The 16,179-nt window shown below is 73.2% G+C and carries 12 protein-coding genes and 1 pseudogene; 9 read left to right on the forward strand and 4 right to left on the reverse strand.

Going from position 1 to position 16,179, the window contains the following annotated elements:
* The first annotated feature begins 64 nt into the window (after positions 1–64).
* Positions 65–2,713 carry a winged helix-turn-helix domain-containing protein gene (locus J5X75_RS17015; RefSeq protein WP_307798120.1) on the forward strand — a complete coding sequence of 883 codons (2,649 nt, stop codon included), beginning with the start codon at positions 65–67 and terminating at the stop codon, positions 2,711–2,713.
* Positions 2,714–2,719: 6 nt separating this feature from the next.
* On the opposite strand, the gene J5X75_RS17020 is transcribed toward J5X75_RS17015, so the two are convergent.
* On the reverse strand, positions 2,720–3,181 hold the full coding sequence (locus J5X75_RS17020; protein ID WP_208468383.1) for a DUF7144 family membrane protein: 462 nt from the start codon (positions 3,179–3,181) through the stop codon (positions 2,720–2,722).
* Between the two features lie 394 nt (positions 3,182–3,575).
* Between J5X75_RS17020 and J5X75_RS17025 the strand changes: the two genes are divergently transcribed.
* A complete protein-coding gene (locus J5X75_RS17025) occupies positions 3,576–6,122 on the forward strand; it encodes a winged helix-turn-helix domain-containing protein (RefSeq protein ID WP_307798121.1) in 2,547 nt (848 codons plus the stop codon).
* A 54-nt stretch (positions 6,123–6,176) separates the two neighbouring features.
* On the forward strand, positions 6,177–6,746 hold the full coding sequence (locus J5X75_RS17030) for an HdeD family acid-resistance protein (RefSeq protein WP_208468384.1): 570 nt from the start codon (positions 6,177–6,179) through the stop codon (positions 6,744–6,746).
* 81 nt (positions 6,747–6,827) lie between these two features.
* Here J5X75_RS17030 and J5X75_RS44380 read toward each other — a convergent pair.
* Positions 6,828–7,661, reverse strand: a pseudogene (locus tag J5X75_RS44380) (YhjD/YihY/BrkB family envelope integrity protein); the annotation flags it as partial.
* A gap of 48 nt (positions 7,662–7,709) precedes the next feature.
* Here J5X75_RS44380 and J5X75_RS17040 point away from each other — a divergent pair.
* The 4 genes from J5X75_RS17040 (at position 7,710) to J5X75_RS17055 (ending at position 12,669) form a co-directional block, all read left to right on the forward strand.
* Positions 7,710–9,656, forward strand: a complete 1,947-nt coding sequence (locus J5X75_RS17040; RefSeq protein WP_208468385.1) for a phage holin family protein — start codon at positions 7,710–7,712, stop codon at positions 9,654–9,656.
* 58 nt (positions 9,657–9,714) lie between these two features.
* Positions 9,715–10,551: a class II glutamine amidotransferase gene (locus J5X75_RS17045; RefSeq protein WP_208468386.1), complete on the forward strand. Its 837-nt coding sequence runs from the start codon at positions 9,715–9,717 to the stop codon at positions 10,549–10,551.
* A gap of 111 nt (positions 10,552–10,662) precedes the next feature.
* Entirely contained in the window at positions 10,663–11,880 is a 1,218-nt protein-coding gene (locus J5X75_RS17050; RefSeq protein WP_208468387.1) for an arginine deiminase, read from the forward strand.
* 15 nt (positions 11,881–11,895) lie between these two features.
* Positions 11,896–12,669: a metallophosphoesterase family protein gene (locus J5X75_RS17055; RefSeq protein ID WP_208468388.1), complete on the forward strand. Its 774-nt coding sequence runs from the start codon at positions 11,896–11,898 to the stop codon at positions 12,667–12,669.
* On the opposite strand, the gene J5X75_RS17060 is transcribed toward J5X75_RS17055, so the two are convergent.
* The gene (locus tag J5X75_RS17060) at positions 12,641–13,138 is read right to left on the reverse strand and encodes a hypothetical protein (protein ID WP_208468389.1); all 498 of its coding nucleotides are present in this window, start codon (positions 13,136–13,138) and stop codon (positions 12,641–12,643) included. The genes J5X75_RS17055 and J5X75_RS17060 overlap by 29 nt on opposite strands.
* Positions 13,139–13,248: 110 nt before the next feature.
* On the opposite strand from J5X75_RS17060, the gene J5X75_RS17065 reads away from it, so the two are divergent.
* Positions 13,249–13,818 (forward strand): Rv1733c family protein, encoded by a 570-nt coding sequence (locus J5X75_RS17065; RefSeq protein WP_443607217.1) that lies wholly within the window; start codon positions 13,249–13,251, stop codon positions 13,816–13,818.
* A 63-nt stretch (positions 13,819–13,881) separates the two neighbouring features.
* Positions 13,882–15,285: an MFS transporter gene (locus J5X75_RS17070; RefSeq protein ID WP_208468391.1), complete on the forward strand. Its 1,404-nt coding sequence runs from the start codon at positions 13,882–13,884 to the stop codon at positions 15,283–15,285.
* On the opposite strand, the gene J5X75_RS17075 is transcribed toward J5X75_RS17070, so the two are convergent.
* A complete protein-coding gene (locus tag J5X75_RS17075; protein WP_208468392.1) occupies positions 15,270–16,178 on the reverse strand; it encodes a YihY/virulence factor BrkB family protein in 909 nt (302 codons plus the stop codon). The two genes, J5X75_RS17070 and J5X75_RS17075, sit on opposite strands and share 16 nt — an antisense overlap.
* Position 16,179 lies beyond the last annotated feature (1 nt).

Genomic DNA, 16,179 nt, shown 5'->3' on the forward strand with positions numbered 1-16,179 from the left:
GCGGAGCGGGTGGGCGAGAAAGTCTGAACGAGAGATCAAACGGGGTGGCTCTTGGAGGTAGCACGTGTCGATAGAACTGATCGTGGATCCACCCAGGACATACGGATCGGACCAGGCCAGCGCGCTGCTCGCCTCCAAGTTCGTGGTCCCGGCCGCGCCACCGTTCATGGTGGCCCGGCCAGGGCTCCTCGACCGGGTCACCGAGGGGGTCGCGGGCCCGGTCACCCTGGTCACCGGCGTGGCCGGCAGCGGAAAGACCCAGCTGCTGGCCGCCTGGGCGCGGACCCGGGCCGGTGACCGGCCGGTCGCCTGGATCACCCTCGAAGAGGGTGACGAGCAGGCGTCGACCTTCTGGACGTACGTCGCCGAGGGGCTGCGCCGGGCCGGGGTCCAGGTGCCCTCGATCGCCGACGGCGCCGTCACCCGCGCCGTCCTGGGCCGGCTGGCCGCGGCCGTCACGGACCACCCCACCGACATCGTCCTGATCCTGGACGGAGCCTCCCAGCTTCCCGGGCCGGAGTGGGCCTCCGGGCTCGAGTTCCTGCTGAGCCATGTGGACAACCTGCGGGTCGTCCTCACCGGACGGTGGGACCCGCCGCTGCCGCTCTACCGGTACCGGCTCGCCGGTGAGCTGCACGAGCTGCGTACCGCCGATCTCGCCTTCACCCCGGCCGAGGCCACCACCCTGCTGCGGCTGCACGGCGTCGACCTGGGCGCGGACGACACGGCCGTCCTGCTGGAGCACACCGAGGGCTGGGCCGCCGGGATCCGGCTCTGCGCCTGCGCCATGCAAGGCACCACCGACCCGGGCCGGCTCGTGCAGACCATCTCGGGCGACGAGTCCACGATCGCCGAGTACTTCATCGGCGAGGTGCTGCGGATCCAGCCGCCGCAGGTGCGGCGCTTCCTGCTGGAGACCAGCGTGCTGGACGCGTTCACCCCGGATCTGGCCGGCGCGGTCACCGGGCGGCCCGACGCCGCCCGGCTGCTGGCCACGCTCACCCGGGAGAACGCTTTCATCCAGCCGGTCGGCGCGGGCGCCGAGGTGTACCGCTACCACCGGCTCTTCGCCGAACTGCTGCGCGCACAGCTCGCCTGGACCGAGCCGGAGGAGGTGGCGGTGCTGCACCAGCGGGCCGCCGCCTGGCTGGTGGCGCACGGGCAGCTGGCCGAGGCGGTCGGGCACGCCGTCCAGGCCGGGGACTGGACCGGCGCGGCCACCATGGTGATCGAGGACTTCGCCCTCGGCGCGCTGATCATCGAGGGCTCCGGCGGCCGGCTGGGCGCCCTGTTCGCGGGCCTGCCCGCCCACCTCGACGAGCCCGAGACCGTGATGATCCGGGCCGCCATGGCACACGGCGACGGCGACCACGCGCGGGCCGCCGAGCAGTTCACCCACGCGAACAAGCTGCTCAGCGTGCGGGCCACCGAGAGCGGCGACGGCCTGACCGCCTCCTGCTTCCTGATGCGGCTGCTGCTGCTCGCCGACGGGGCCGACCCGGAGCAGGTGGCCCAACTGGCGCCGGCCGCCCGTAGCTTCCTGTCGGTGGCGCCCGCCGAGCGGCTGGCCCGGCACCCCGAGCTGCGGATGCTGCTGCTCGCCGCCGAGGGCCTGGCCCGCAGCGGCAGCGGCGACGTCGACGAGGCGGCCACGGTGCTGGCCGAGGCGGCCGCCGTCACGGCGCCCGGCGCCGAGCCGGTGCGGATCTCCTCCCTGGAGAACCTGGCGCTGATCGAAGCGCATCGCGGCCGGCTGGCCCGGGCCGAGGCGAGCGCCCGTCAGGCGATCGAGCTGGCCACCCGGCGCGGGCTCGGCAAGGACCGCTGGCCGGCCGCCGCCGAGGTGGCGCTGGCCTGGGTGGCGCTGGAGCGCTACGACATCGAGACGGCCGACCGCCGGCTGCGGGCCGCGCAGCACCTCTGCGCCAACGGCACGACCGGGCCCGGCCCGGCCGCGTACGCCCTGGTCCGGGCCCGCCGGCTCCAGACCCGTGGGGAGCTGCGGCAGGCATCCAACGTGCTGGCCGCCGCCCGCGAGGGCGTCTCCGGGACGCCGCGCTGGCTGACCCGGGAACTCACCATGAACCTGTCCCGCCTGCTGATCGCCGGCGGCCGGGTGAACGAGGCGGGTGTCCTGCTCGACGGCTACGCCGACTCGCCCGCCGCGGACGTGGCGGTGACCCGTGCCGCGCTGCTGCTGGCCCAGGGACAGGCGGGGCCGGCGCACGAGGTGGCGCGGACGGTCGCCGACGCGGCCGGGGTCCCCGCGCCGGTCGCGCTGGACGCGTGGCTGCTGCTGGCCATGCTGGCGGACGGTCAGGACGACACCGTGGGAGCGCGCGAGGCGTTGCGGCGGGCGCTGCGGGTGGCCGGGCCGGAGTCGTACCGGCGGCCCGTGCACCAGGTCTGGAGCGAACTGCGGCGGCTGCTGCGCGACGACGACCGGCTGATCGTGCAGTACCGGGCGCTGACCCCGGGCGCGGCCGCCACCGACGGCCCGGTCACCGACCCGGTCGTGGTGGAGCAGCTCAGCAAGCGGGAGCTGGACGTGCTGCGCGGCATGGCCGAGATGCTGCCGACCGAGGAGATCGCCGCCTCGATGTACGTCTCGGTCAACACGGTGAAGACCCACGTCCGCAGCATCCTGCGAAAACTCTCCGCGTCCCGGCGTAACGAAGCGGTACGCCGGGCGCGCGCCCTGCGGTTGATCTGACCGGGTCTACGAGTGGTGGCCGCGGCGGATGTCGCCGCCGTGTGCGCACAGGGCGTAGATGACCAGCACCTCCAGGGCGATCAGAATGGTGCACCAGACGGGGGCGGTGGCCAGGAAGAGGAAGTGGACCAGCGCGCCGGCGGCGGTGAAGAGCACGCCGACGACGCGCGCCCACGTCTGCCCGAACAGGATGCCGACACCGGCCGCGCCGCTGACCAGACCGAGGAGCAGATGCGTCCAGCCCCACGCCTGCGGGTTCGGCTCGATCAGCATGCCCTCTGCGGTCACCAGGTAGGCCTCGCCGTGCAGCAGGGCGGTGAAGCCCTCCATGAGCTGGAAGACACCCAGCGCGAGCAGCATGACCCCGCCGAACACCAGCAGCCCGATCCAGGTGTCGGCTTCCGGCGCGGGCGACTCCCTGGTGGGCGCCACCCGGCGTACCGGATCGCCGCGGTGATCAATCGTCATCGTCGAGTCCCTCCTGTGAATCCGGATTGCGTTCCGGAAGCTCAGCCTGCTTGCCGGGGATGGTCTCCCGCCTCGCACGCGGCGGATGAGATCCGCGGCGCACGTGCAACTTGCACGCTGCGGAAACGGCTTCGTTGCGCTCCTGATGCGAATACGCGTGGTTGCCCCCGGCGTTCGCGGTGTGTTTCGGTAGGCCCCGGACAGCTGGGACCCACCTGATTCGTTCCCGGCCACCGAGCGCGTGTGGGGGCCCCGCGCTCGACCGGCTGGAATCCGATGGCTGTGTCAGTTCGGGGATGACCGCTTCGCGGGCGGTCCGGTCCACCGTGCGTGCCGAGTGACTGGGGGCGAGATGCGAGATCAGCTCACGACCCGTTCGACCGTTCCGATAGCCGTGGACCACCACCTCCCGCCCCGCCTGCCCAGCGGCCTGGTCTGGCGCGGCCGTCTCGTCGAGGCCCTGGACGTGGGGGTCCGCCGGGCCGTGACGCTGATCTGCGCCGGGCCCGGCTGGGGCAAGACCGTGCTCACCGCCACCTGGGCGACCGCCCGTTCCCTCTCCGGGCCGGTCGCCTGGCTCACCCTCGACGAGCGGCACGACGACCCGTACACCTTCTGGGCTGATCTGAACCGGTCGCTGAGCGCCGCGGGGGTGACCGTCCCCGGCGACGGCTCCGACGCGCGCCGTGCCTTCGGCGCGGCGGTGACCGCGGCCGACGGGCCGGTCGTCGTGGTGCTCGACGACCTGCACGGGGTCGCCGACCCCCGGGTGCTGAACAGCCTGGCCGGGCTCCTCGGCGCCACCCCCAAGCGGCTGCGGTTCGTGCTGCTCGGCCGCCGCGAGCCGGACCTGCTCCTGCACCGGCTGCGGATGAGCGGCGACCTCACCGAGATCCACGCCGCCGACCTGGCCTTCAGCCTGGAGGAGGCCGCCGAGCTGCTCAGCCTGCGCGGCCGGGCGCTGCCGCCGGAACACCTCGCGGCGCTGGTGCGCCGTGCCGAGGGCTGGGGCGCCGGCCTGCGGCTGGCCGCCGACACCGCGAACGGCGGTGAGGCCGCGGTGGGGGAGTACCTGACCCGGGAGGTGCTGGACGCCCAGCCCGCCGAGATCCGGGCCTTCCTGCTGCGGACCAGCCTGCCGGACCGGATCTGCGGTGACCTGGCGGACGCCCTGACCGAGGGCGCCGGCGGCCACCGGATGCTGGAGCGGCTGGTCCGGGACAGGCTCTTCCTGGAACCGGCCGGCGGCCGGTGGTTCCGGTACCACCCGATGGTCCGCGCCGCGCTGCGCCACCGGCTCGGCGAGCTGTGGCCGGACGTGCCCGGCCGGCTGCACCGCGCCGCGGCCCGCTGGCACGCCGGCCAGGGCGACGCGCTGACCGCGCTCACCCACGCGGTGGACGCCGAGGACTGGAACCTGGTGGCCGCCCTGGTCGTCGAGCGTGGCGTGCCGCTCTACACCTCGGCGGACCGGCCCCAGTTCCTCGACCTGCTCGGCCGCATCCCGCCGGCCCTGCTGCCGACCAGCCCGGAGATGGCGGTCTGCGCGGTCATCCTGTCGTTCGCCCGGGGCGAGCTGGCGGCCGTGCCCCGGCGGACAGCGCACGCCCGCGCGCTGCTCGCCCAGCGGCCGGCGTCGCCGCTGCGGGCGCAGATCGAGACGGCGCTCGCCGTGCTGGAGACCGGCGCCGTCATCCGATGGCACGGCGACATGCCGCACCTGGCGAACGCCTCCACCGCCCTGCTCGCCCAGCTGTCCCGGCTGACCTGGGAGGAGGCGCCGGCGCTGTTGCAGTACCGGGCCGCGGCGCTGAACAACAAGGGCGTCGCCTGGCTGTGGACCGGCCGGCTGGACCACGCCGACCGGTACCTGTGGGCGGCGGCCACCGCCGCCCGGACCGCCGGCACGCCGTACATCGAGGTCAACGCCTTCGCGATGCTGGCCTGCCTGGCGTTTCTGCAGGGCTCGCCCGGCGAGGCCGAGGAACACGCCCAGGCGGCGATCGCCCTGGCCGGCCGGATCGACGCGGAGCACCGGGCCACGGCCGCGCCGGCCTACCTGGCGCGGGCGCTGATCGAGGCGGAGCGGGGCCGGGAGCCGGAGGCCGAGGCGGCGCTGCGGCAGGCGCTGCACGCCCTCGGTGAGGTTCCGGAGGCCGCCATGTCGGTGCTGGCCGGCCTGGTCCGGGTCCGTCTCACGCTGGACCGGGGCGAGACGGCCGGCGCCCGTACCCTGCTCGCGCAGATCCGCGCCGAGGCCGGACCGCCGATGGTGGCGCCCTTCGCGGACCGGCTGATCGCCCTGGCCGGGGCGGAGATCCGGCTCGCGTCCGGCGACGCCTCCGGCGTCCTGATCCGGTACGCCGGACAGTCCGACCTGATCGCCGCCGAGCAGGTCTGCCTGGCCCGCGCATACCTCGCCACCGGCAACCTGACCGCCGCCGAACCGCTGCTCGCCCGGGTCCGGGGCGGGGCCGACCGGATCGCCGCGGTCGGCGCCTGGCTGCTGTCCGCCCTCGCCGCCGACACCCAGGGCCGCAGTGCCGTGGCCAGCGAGGCGCTGGCCCGCGCGCTGGCGGCCGCCGAACCGGAGCGGATCCGCCGGCCGTTCCGCCGCTACGACGCGCACCGGGTGCTGGTGCTGGCCGAGCGCCAGCAGTGGCTGACCGAGTTGCGCGGCCCGGCCGGCGACGGCGTCCTCGGCGAGATCACCGGCGAGATCCCGATGCTCGGCGCGGGGCAGGCGGCCGGTCCGCTCAGCGAGCGCGAGCTCGACGTCCTGCAATACCTGCCGACCGTGCTGACGGCCGGGGAGATCGCCGTCAACCTGAGCATCTCGGTCAACACGGTGAAGGCGCACATGCGGTCGATCTACCGCAAGCTGGGCGCCGGACGTCGCCGTGAGGCGGTGGTGCTGGCCCGGCAGGCCGGGCTGCTCTGACCCTCATCCGTGATGGGTGATGCCATGGCGGCGGTCGTCTCCCACGCTCAGCCCATGACCGACGTGGAACACATCTGGCCCGACCCCATCGTCGAGGTACGCCGGCAGCCGTTCCCCTGGTGGACGCTGCTGATCACCGGCCTGCTCGCGATCGCGCTCGGCCTTACCGTCCTCATCTGGCCGGACATCTCCCTGCGGATCATGGCCGCGCTCACCGGCATCTGGCTGTTCTTCGGCGGCCTGGCCCGGATCATCGGCGCCTTCCTGCCGAACGGCGCCGGTCTGGGCCGGCACGTGCTGTCCGGGATCGTCGGCGTGATCGTGATGATCGGCGGCCTACTCTGCCTGCGGAACCTGGTGACCGGGCTGGCCGTCCTCGCGGTCATCTTCGCGACCACCTGGATCCTCAGCGGCCTGGCCCTGCTGATCGGCGCGGTCGCGGCGCGCGGTCCGATGCGGGTCGCCCTGATCATCGTCGGGGCGCTGTCCATGATCATCGGGATCGTCTTCGTGCTCACCCCGTCCCTGTCGCTCGGCACGCTGGTCCTGCTGACCGGCGCGGGCAGCCTGCTGACCGGTCTGGCCGAGGTCGGGCTGGCCCTCTACCTGCGGAAAGCCTCCTGACCCGAGGCTCGCCCAGCGGGTCATGCGCGCGAACCGCCCGGCCCAGAGGTCGGCCAGGATCCCGCCGGCCACCGCGGACAGCAGCAGGCAGAACGACAGCACGTACAGCCAGCCGATGTAGGTGAACGCCAGGCCGATCGTGCCGTACCGCGCGGAACTGGACTCCAGGGCCCGGGGCAGGTAGACCTCGCCGGCGGGCCGGACGGCCAGCATGATCGCGCCGAAGACGGCGCCGGTCAGCAGCAGCCGGAGCCGGCTCACCACCGGGCCGAGCAGGATCCGCGGCAGCAGGGCGGCCAGTGCCACGTCGGAGAGCAGGGCCAGGAGCGTGCCCGCGATCACCGGGGTCAAGGCCCGCCCGGCCAGACCGCCGAGCAGGCGGACCACGAGCAGGAAGCCGACCAGGATCAGCACGCTGCCGATCTGCCAGGCGGTGGCCCGCGCCCCGACCCGGCGGCCGGGCACCGACCAGATCGCCCGGTACGCGCGAACCAGCGCCCGGGCCAGCCCGGTCGCGGACAGGATCACGATGAGGCTGCCGAACACCCCGAACGCGTTGCTGCGGCTGCCGGCGAGCGCCTCGTCGAGCAGGCGGGTGCTGGATTCCGGCAGCCGTACCAGGACGTCGAGGTGATCCCGGGCCCGGCCGCCGAACAGCGCGCCTATCATGATCAGCATCGGGAAGATCGACGTGAAGGTCTGCGCGGCCAGGGTCATCGACCGGTCGAAGATCTGCACCCGGACCAGTTCGCCGGCGGTGCGCAGCAGCACGGCGCCGGTCTGGTGGCCGAGCAACAGTGCCGCGCGGGGCCGCAGCCGGTCCGGCACGGCGGCGAGGATCCGTCCAGGAGTGAAGGCGCGGTCGGGCTCTGTCACCCGCTCATGGTCGGCGCGCGGACGGCCGCTCAGCCTCATCCGGTACGGATGGGGCCGCCCGCATGAGCCGGCCCGACACTGACACCCATGGTGCGCACGTTGGTGATCGTGCTGCTCGGCACATCGGTGGTGGGTGTCGTGGTCGGGATCCTGCCGGGGATCTCGGCCGACAACGGCTGGGCCGTCCTGACCGCCGCGATCCTGGTCGGGCTGCTCGGCACGGCCCTGCGCCCGTTGCTGGTGCGCGTGCTGTCCGCGATCGGGTGGCCGGGCGTGGTGCTCGGCTGGCTCGTGGCCCAGTCGCTGCTGGTCTACCTGGCTCTGTGGCTCACCCCGGGCGTGCACGTGGACAATTTCTGGTCCGCCTTCTGGGCCTCCTGGTTCGGCGCGATCCTGATGAGCGCCGGGCTCTGGGTGATCACCGCGGGCCAGCCGGGGGTGGCCACCCGGCATCTGCTGCGGGTCAACCGGCACTTCCGGCGCAGCGTGCCGCCGATCGACACCCCGGGCGTCCTGTTCATCCAGATCGACGGGCTGTCCGCGCCGCTGGCCCGGTGGGCGGTCCACGCCGGGAACCTGCCCACGCTGGGCCGGTGGCTGAGCACCGGCAGCCACACGCTCACCGAATGGCACGCTCAGCTGCCGGCGACCACGCCGGCCAGCCAGGCGGGGCTGCTGCACGGCGCGAGCGATCAGGTTCCGGCCTTCCGCTGGTACGAGAAGAGCACCGGCCGTCTCGTGGTGACCAACCAGCCGGCCGACAGCGCCATGGTCGAGTCCCGCTGCTCGGACGGCCGGGGGCTGCTGGCCGAGGGCGGGGTCAGTGTGAGCAACGTGTTCTCCGGCGACGCCCCGACCTCGCTGCTTACCATGAGCACGGTCCCGGCCAAGCAGAACGGCCCGGCCCGCTACCTGAGCGCCTACCTGCTCGACCCGTTCGGTCTGACCCAGTCGCTGGTGCTGACCGTGGGTGAGATCGTCAAGGAGCTGCACCAGGCCCGGCGGCAGCGGCTGCGCCAGGTGACCCCGCGGATGCACCGGGACTGGCGGTACGTGCTGCTGCGTGGCGCCACCAACGTGCTGCTGCGGCACCTGAACCTGGCCGTCATCGCCGAGCAGATGATGCGCGGCGCCCCGGTGGTGTTCTGCGACTTCGTCGACTACGACGAGATCGCCCACCACGCCGGCCCGGCCCGGCCGGAGTCGCTGGCCGCGCTGGAGGGCATCGACGGGGTGCTCGCCACCCTGGAGGAGGTGGCGGCGGCCGCGCCCCGCCCGTACCACCTGGTGGTGCTCTCCGATCACGGGCAGAGCCAGGGCGCCACCTTCGAGCAGCGCTACGGCCTCCGCCTGGACGAGCTGATCAAGCGGCTGACCGCGGCCGGCGGGGTGGCCGCACCGGAGGAGAACGAGCAGGCGGGCCGGGCCAACGTGTTGCAGGCCGGGCTGAGACGCGACGCCGGGCAGCGCGAGGAGGTTCCCGGGCGGCCGGCCGGCGAGGAGATCGTGGTCGCGGCGGGCGGCAACCTGGCGCTTGTCTACCTCGCCCGGGTGCCCGGCCGGGTGCCGCTCGAGGAGATCGAGGAACGCTACCCCGCGCTGCTGGCCGGGCTGACCGGCCATCCCGGGATCGGCTGGGTGATGGTCCGCTCCCGGGCCGACGGGCCGATCGTGCTGGGCCGCGCCGGCCGGCGACGGCTCGCCGACGACCACGTCGAAGGGCTGGACCCGCTGCTCGGGTTCGGCCCGCGGGCGGCCGACGACCTGCGCCGTCACGACGGCCTCGCGAACACCGGCGACCTGGTGATCAACAGCCTGTTCGACCCGGTCTCGCACGAGGTCGCCGCGTTCGAGGAGCTGATCGGCTGCCACGGCGGGATGGGCGGGGCGCAGAGCCGGCCGATGCTCATCCACCCGCGGAGCCTGACCGTCCCGGCCGAGCTGATCGGCGCCGACGCCGTGCACCGGGTGCTGGTCGGCTGGCTGGAGCAGATCGGCTGCCGCAAGTCGGCGGACCTCATCCGCGAGGGGTGAGCCCCGCGCCCGGACGCGACGGCCAGGATGGCCGCCACCGACCCTGGAGGACCGTGTCATGTGCCGTTGGCTGGCCTACTCCGGTACGCCCATCCGACTCGAGGACCTGCTCTACCGGCCCCGCTACTCGCTGATCGACCAGAGCCAGCACTCGCGCGAGGGGGTGGAGACCACCAACGGCGACGGTGTGGGCGTCGGCTGGTATCCGGTCGACGCCGCCGGCGAGCCGGCCCTGTTCCGGTCGGTCGGCCCGGCGTGGAGCGACGTCAACCTGCGGGAGCTCGCCCACGCCACCAGTTCGCCGCTGTTCCTGGCGCACATCCGGGCCAGCACCGGCACCGCGGTGCAGCAGAGCAACTGCCACCCGTTCCGGTTCCAGAACTGGTTGTGGGTGCACAACGGGTCGATCCGGGAGTTCGCCCGGCTCAAACGGGACCTGGTGCTCGCCGTCGACCCCGAGCTGTACCCGTCGATGGCCGGATCCACCGACTCCGAGGTGATGTTCCACCTGGCCATCACGTACGGGCTGCGGGACCACCCGGTCGCCGCGGTGGAGCGGATGGCCGGCCTGATCGAGTCGGTGGGCCGCCGGCACGGGGTGCCCGACCCGCTCCAGATGACCGTCGGCACCACCGACGGCGACCGGATCTGGACCTTCCGGTACTCCAGTGAGGGCCGCAGCCGCTCGCTCTACTTCAGCACCGACATGACCGCGCTGCGGGCGCTGCACCCGGAACTGGACACCCTGCGCGCGCTGTCCGAGGAGACCCGGCTGATCGTCTCCGAGCCGCTCGGCGAGATGGAGGGCGCCTGGCAGCCGGTGCCCGAGTCCAGCTACGGCATCATCCAGCAGGGCGAGGACGAAATGGGACGTTTCACGCCGGCTGGACCGTGACGTGCGAGGCGTACAGTCGATGTTCATCCGGCCGGAGTGATGCCCCGACCAGCCGGTTTGCCCGAGGCTTCCGGCACGGCTGTGAAGAACCGTAGATCCCGGGGGTAGCGCATGTCCTTCCACGTCGGCTCCGAGATCGGCCGACTACGGCAGGTGATCCTCCACCGCCCCGGTGTCGAACTCGGCCGCCTGCGCCCCGGCGACACCGACCTGTTGCGCGGGGACATCCGGTGGGCCCGGCGGGCGCGGGAGGAGCACGACGACTTCGCCGCGACACTGCGCGGCCACGGCGTGAAGGTGCACTATCTCGGCAGCCTGCTCACCGACGTGCTGGCCATTCCCCGGGCGCGCTCCTGGATCCTCGACCGGGTCATCACCGGCGACACCGCCGGGCCGACGCTGGCCGGTCCGCTGCGGCGGCTGGCCGAGCAGGCCGACAGCGACCGGCTGGCCGACTACCTGATCGGCGGGGTGCTCAAGAGCGAGCTGGCCGGGTTCACCGTGAACAGCCTCCGCTGGGAGCTGATGAACGCCGACGACTTCGTGCTCGACCCGCTGCCCGGCCACCTGTTCCAGCGGGACAACTCGGCCTGGATCCACGACGGGGTCAGCATCAACCCGATGGCCTCGCCGGCCCGGCTGCGCGAGACCGTGCACTGCGCCGCCGTCTACCGCTTCCACCCGATGTTCACCCTCGCCGACGTCACCGTCTGGTACGGCGGCGACGACCGCCCGCACCAGCCGGCCACCCTGGAGGGCGGCGACATCCACGTGCTCGGCGGCGGCGCGGTGATGGCCGGGGTGGGCGAGCGGTCCACCGCGATGGGCGTGGAGAACCTGGCCCGGGGCCTGTTCGCCGGCGGCACGGCGACCCGGGTGATCGCCGTCGAGCTGCCGCGCTCGTCCGGCGTCGAGCACCTCGACACGCTCATGACGATGGTCAACCGGGACACCTTCGTGATGTACCCGTACCTGGACGGGCCACTGCGGTCCTGGACGGTGGAGCCCGGCGAGGGGCCGGACGGGCTGCGGGTGGACCGCAACACCGACCTGTTCACCACCCTCGCCGAGACCCTCGGCATCGCCAAGCCGTACGTGCTGGAGACCGGCGGGGAGCTACGGGCCGCGCAGCGTGAGCAGTGGGACGACGGCAGCGACTTCCTGGTCCTCGAACCCGGGGTGATCGTCGGCTACGAGCGCAACGTCACCACCAACACCTACCTGCGCCGCCAGGGGATCGAAGTGATCACCGTGGCCGGCGGCGAACTCGGCCGCGGCCGGTCCGGGCCCCGCTGCCTGGCCTGCCCGATCGAGCGGGAAGCCATCTGAGAAGGGGCCGCGGCCGTGAACCGACCGGTCATCATCGCGCATCTGTCCGACCTGCACCTCGGCGCCCACGACCGGGCCGCGCTGGCGAGCATCGCGGCCGACGTGGCGGCGGCGCGGCCCGCCCTAACGGTGGTCACCGGGGACCTCACCATGCGGGCCCGGGAACGGGAGTTCCGGCACGTGCGGGAGCTGCTCGACCAGCTGCCGGCACCGGTGCTGGCGGTCACCGGCAACCACGACGTGCCGCTGGCCGACTGGCGTCGCGCGCTGCAGCCGTACGATCGCTGGAAGAGCTGGATCGACACGGACCTGGAACCGGTCCGGAAGGTCCCCGGGATCACCGCCCTGGGGTTGCAGTCGATGCCGCGGTGGCGGTGGAAGAACGGGCGGGTCACCTCCCGCCAGGCCGGTGAGGTGGTCCGGGTCCTGGGCGCGGCGCCCACGGGTGACGTGCGGGTGCTCGCGCTGCACCATCCGCCGCTGGCCACCGGGACCGCCGCGCTGCTCGGCCGGCGCCATCTGCTGGCCGCGGTCCGCGCGGCCCGCGTCGACCTGTTGCTCGCCGGCCACACCCACGTCCCGGACGTGCGGGTGCTGGGCCACCAGGTGTTCGTGGTGGCCGGCACCGCGACCAGCCACCGGGTCCGCGGCTCGGCCTGCTCCTGGAGCGTGATCAGCGTGGACCGCGGCGAGATCGAGGTCCGCGAGCGCAATCTCGGCCCGGACGGCTGGCATCTCGGCCGGGTGGTGCACGTGCGGGTCAGTGCAGGAGCGTCTTCAGAACGATGAGCGTGGCGCCGAACGCACCGGCGACCAGCATCGACACCATCCGCTCGCCGGGGTTCAGCCGGCCGTTGGCGCCGATCAGCCAGCCGGCCAGGCAGAGCAGCACGGTGGTGCACACCAGGGCGGCGAAGATCGCCTTCTCCAGGCTTCCGCCGCCCGCCTTCACCGAGATCAGCACGAGCAGCGGCAGGGCGCTCGCGGTGATCATCTCCCAGCCGGTGGTGAGCTGGCGGCGAACCGTGTGCCACGTGGGCCGGTGTCCCGCGTGGATGCGCTCGGCCACGATCCGTGCATAGCGTTCGGCCAGCCAGTAGATGATGAGGGTGGCCAGCACGGCCAGCACCGTCCGCCCGGCGGTGGGAGCGTGCGAGGCGACCAGGACCGCGGCGCCGACGATCATGCCGTAGATCCCGGAGGCGGTGGCCTCCTCGCTCTCGTAGCGCAGGCGTACCCACATCTTTGATCTGGTCATGTCCGAAAGCGTCGCCGAACAAGGGTCCGCCCATCCTCATCCGGTGCGGGTGAACCGTCCCGGCCCGGTGGCAACGGATGATCGGCCGGAGTGGCAGGGAGGGTGAGGAGATGCTCGTCCGGAAGAACAACCCCTTATGGCGGGCCTCGGACCGTGTCGAGGCCGGTATGCTGCTGGGCCTTTTCGTGCTGTTCCTGCTGGGCGGACCGGTACTGGCCTGGTGGGCGGCCGGCGGCGCCTACGATTCCGCGGTCGCCGAGGCGATGCGCGACCGGCGCGACGCCTTCCAGGTGTCGGCCGAGCTGGTCACCGTGCCGCCGTCGCTGAGCGGGGAGGCGGCCGGCGGAACGGCGCCCACCCCCGGCACGGCCCGGGCGCTGTGGACCGCACCGGACGGCACCCGCCGGGCCGGCGACATCGGGGTGGCGCCCACGCAGCGGGTCGGTGACCGGGTGACGATCTGGGTGACCCGCGGCGGTGAGCAGCGCGAGGGGCCGTCCGACCACAATCCGGTCGCCAAGGCCGCCCTGGTCGCGGTGGTGATGATCGTGCTGGCCGGGGCGGTGCTGAACGGGACGCGCAAGATCGGCCTGATCCTGCTGAACCGGCACCGGGCCCGCGCCTGGCAGCAGGAGTGGCTCGAAGTCGGCCCGCGCTGGAGCCGGGACCTGCGCCCCTGAGCCGGCCCGCTCATGCGTTCCGGGGGATGCCCGTCCCGGCGCGGGGAGAGCAGGCTCGGTCCCATGACCCAAGAGAAGTCCAGGACCGGGCGGTTCCCGGCCGGGTTGCGGCGGGCGCTCATCGCCTTCGCGCTGGCGCAGTTCATCTGCAGCTTCGCGGGCTCCAACATGAACGTGATGATCAGCGACATCAGTCGCGACCTGAACACCGACGTCCAGGGCGTGCAGCTGGCCATCACCCTGTTCCTGCTGGTGATGGCCGCTCTGATGATCCCCGGCGGCAAGCTCACCGACGTCTTCGGCCGCAAATGGTGTCTCATCCTGGGGCTGCTGCTGTTCGGCTCCGGAGCGCTGATCAGCGCGCTGGCGCCCAGCCTGCCGGTGCTGATCATCGGCTACTCGCTGTTCGAGGGCGTCGGCACGGCGCTTCTGATCCCACCGGTCTACATCCTCACCACCCTGCTCTTCCAGGGCGTCGCCGCCCGGGCCCGGGCCTTCGGCGCGATCAGCGCGATGGGTGGTGTCGGCGCCGTCGCCGGCCCGCTCATCGGCGGTTTCATCGCGTCCGCCGTGAGCTGGCGGGCCGCCTTCGTGGCGCAGGCCGCGATCGTCCTGGTGATCGTCCTGCTCAGCCGCCGGGCGGTCGAGGACCCGCTGCCCGCCGACCGTTCCCGGCCCTTCGACTCCGGCGGCGCGGTGCTCTCCGCGGCCGGCCTGATCCTGATCGTGCTCGGCATTCTCGCCACCGACGACGACATCCGGCTGTGCCTCGCCCTGCTGGCCGCCGGCGCGCTGGTGCTGACCTGGTTCTTCGTCGCGGTCCGGCGGCGCGAGCGGTCCGGCCGGGAACCGCTGCTGAGCTTGCGGCTGTTCCGCAACCGGGCCTCCAACCTCGGCCTGATCACCCAGAACACGCAGTGGCTGATGGTGATGGGCACGTCCTTCGTGGTGTCGACCTACCTCCAGGTGGTCCGCGGCTACAACGCCATCGAGACCGGCGGGGTGTTCACCGCCACCACGGCCGGCGTGCTGATCTCCTCGCTGGGTGCCGAGCGGATGGCCAGGCGCCGCCCGCAGCGCATCCTGATCATGGCGGGTTTCGTGATCACCATCGCCGGCATCGTCCTGCTGCTCACGCTGGGCCGCTCCTTCGACTCGGTGTGGGCCATGGTGCCCGGCCTGTTCGTCATCGGTCTCGGCCTCGGCGGGATGCTCACCCCGTCGGTCAACGTGGTCCAGTCGAGTTTCGGGGAGGAGCTCCAGGGTGAGATCTCCGGGCTGTCACGCAGCGTCTCCAATCTGGGCTCGTCGCTGGGCGCCGCACTGACCGGCACCATCCTGGTGGCCGGGGTGGACGGCGCGGCGCCGGGGCGGGCGTACCTGTGGGCGATGATCGCGGTCGCCGGCGCCGGGGTGATCGGCCTGGTGGCGGCGTACTTCCTGCCCAGGACTCAACCGAGCTCGTAGTCGATCCGGGCGGCCGGCAGCCGCTCCTGCTCGCGGGCCAGCAGGGTCATGGCCCGGGCGTCCGCCTCGGTCGGCCGGGCCGGGTCCAGGGCCCGCGGCCAGAGGCGGGCGTGCCGGACCGCGGCCACCTCGGCGGCGATCACCAGCGCGTTGCTGAGCAGGTAGAGCACGGTGAAGACGCCGGCCGCACCGGCGAACGCGCCGTAGACCCGGCCGGCCCGCTGGACCAGGCCGGGAAGCACCGCGGCCGCGACGGCCAGCGCGCCGGTCACCGCCACCGCGCCGATCGCCGCGGCCGGCCACACCGAACGCAGCGGCGCCCGGCGCATCAGCAGCAGCCGGGTCAGCACGATCAGGGTGAGGAAGACGACGACGGCCTCGCCGGCCAGTTCGGGCACGACGCCGGCCGAGGCGACGTTCAGGGCGCCGGCGGCCACCGCGCCGATCAGGATGACGATCAGGCCGGCCACCGCGCGCAGGTAGCGGGAGAGGACGCCGGCGCGCCGGCGGATCGGGACGGCCGCCAGGTGGTTCAGCGTCTCGTACGCCGAGAGCACCACCCCGAGCCCGGAGAACACCAGCCCGACCACGCCGGCGATCAGGGCGGTGCGCGACGTCGACAGGTCCGCCATCGACGACTCGATGCCCGGCTGGAGTCCCGGCGGCACGATCGCCGCCACCAGTTCCTGGCGCAGCTCGGGCCGGGAGGCCAGCACCCGCGACACCACGGCCACTCCCAGCAGCAGGATGGGGAAGAGGCTGAGGAAGCCGTAGTACGTGATGAGCGCGGCCTCCCGGAGACCGAAGTCGTCCAGGTACTTGCAGATCACCGCGTGGCTGAAACCCAGGACGGGCCGGCGCCGCTGGAGGTCGTCGAGGCGGCGCAGGAGCACG

Origin of the sequence: Actinoplanes flavus (assembly GCF_017592555.1) — a bacterium.
GTDB lineage: Bacteria > Actinomycetota > Actinomycetes > Mycobacteriales > Micromonosporaceae > Actinoplanes > Actinoplanes flavus.

Coding starts and splice junctions, on each gene's coding strand:
- J5X75_RS17070 (WP_208468391.1), top strand. CDS start 13,882: ATGACCCAAGAGAAGTCCAGGACCGGGCGGTTCCCGGCCGGGTTGCGG.
- J5X75_RS17020 (WP_208468383.1), bottom strand. CDS start 3,181: ATGACGATTGATCACCGCGGCGATCCGGTACGCCGGGTGGCGCCCACC.
- J5X75_RS17045 (WP_208468386.1), top strand. CDS start 9,715: ATGTGCCGTTGGCTGGCCTACTCCGGTACGCCCATCCGACTCGAGGAC.
- J5X75_RS17030 (WP_208468384.1), top strand. CDS start 6,177: ATGACCGACGTGGAACACATCTGGCCCGACCCCATCGTCGAGGTACGC.
- J5X75_RS17040 (WP_208468385.1), top strand. CDS start 7,710: ATGGTGCGCACGTTGGTGATCGTGCTGCTCGGCACATCGGTGGTGGGT.
- J5X75_RS17050 (WP_208468387.1), top strand. CDS start 10,663: ATGTCCTTCCACGTCGGCTCCGAGATCGGCCGACTACGGCAGGTGATC.
- J5X75_RS17060 (WP_208468389.1), bottom strand. CDS start 13,138: ATGACCAGATCAAAGATGTGGGTACGCCTGCGCTACGAGAGCGAGGAG.
- J5X75_RS17065 (WP_443607217.1), top strand. CDS start 13,249: ATGCTCGTCCGGAAGAACAACCCCTTATGGCGGGCCTCGGACCGTGTC.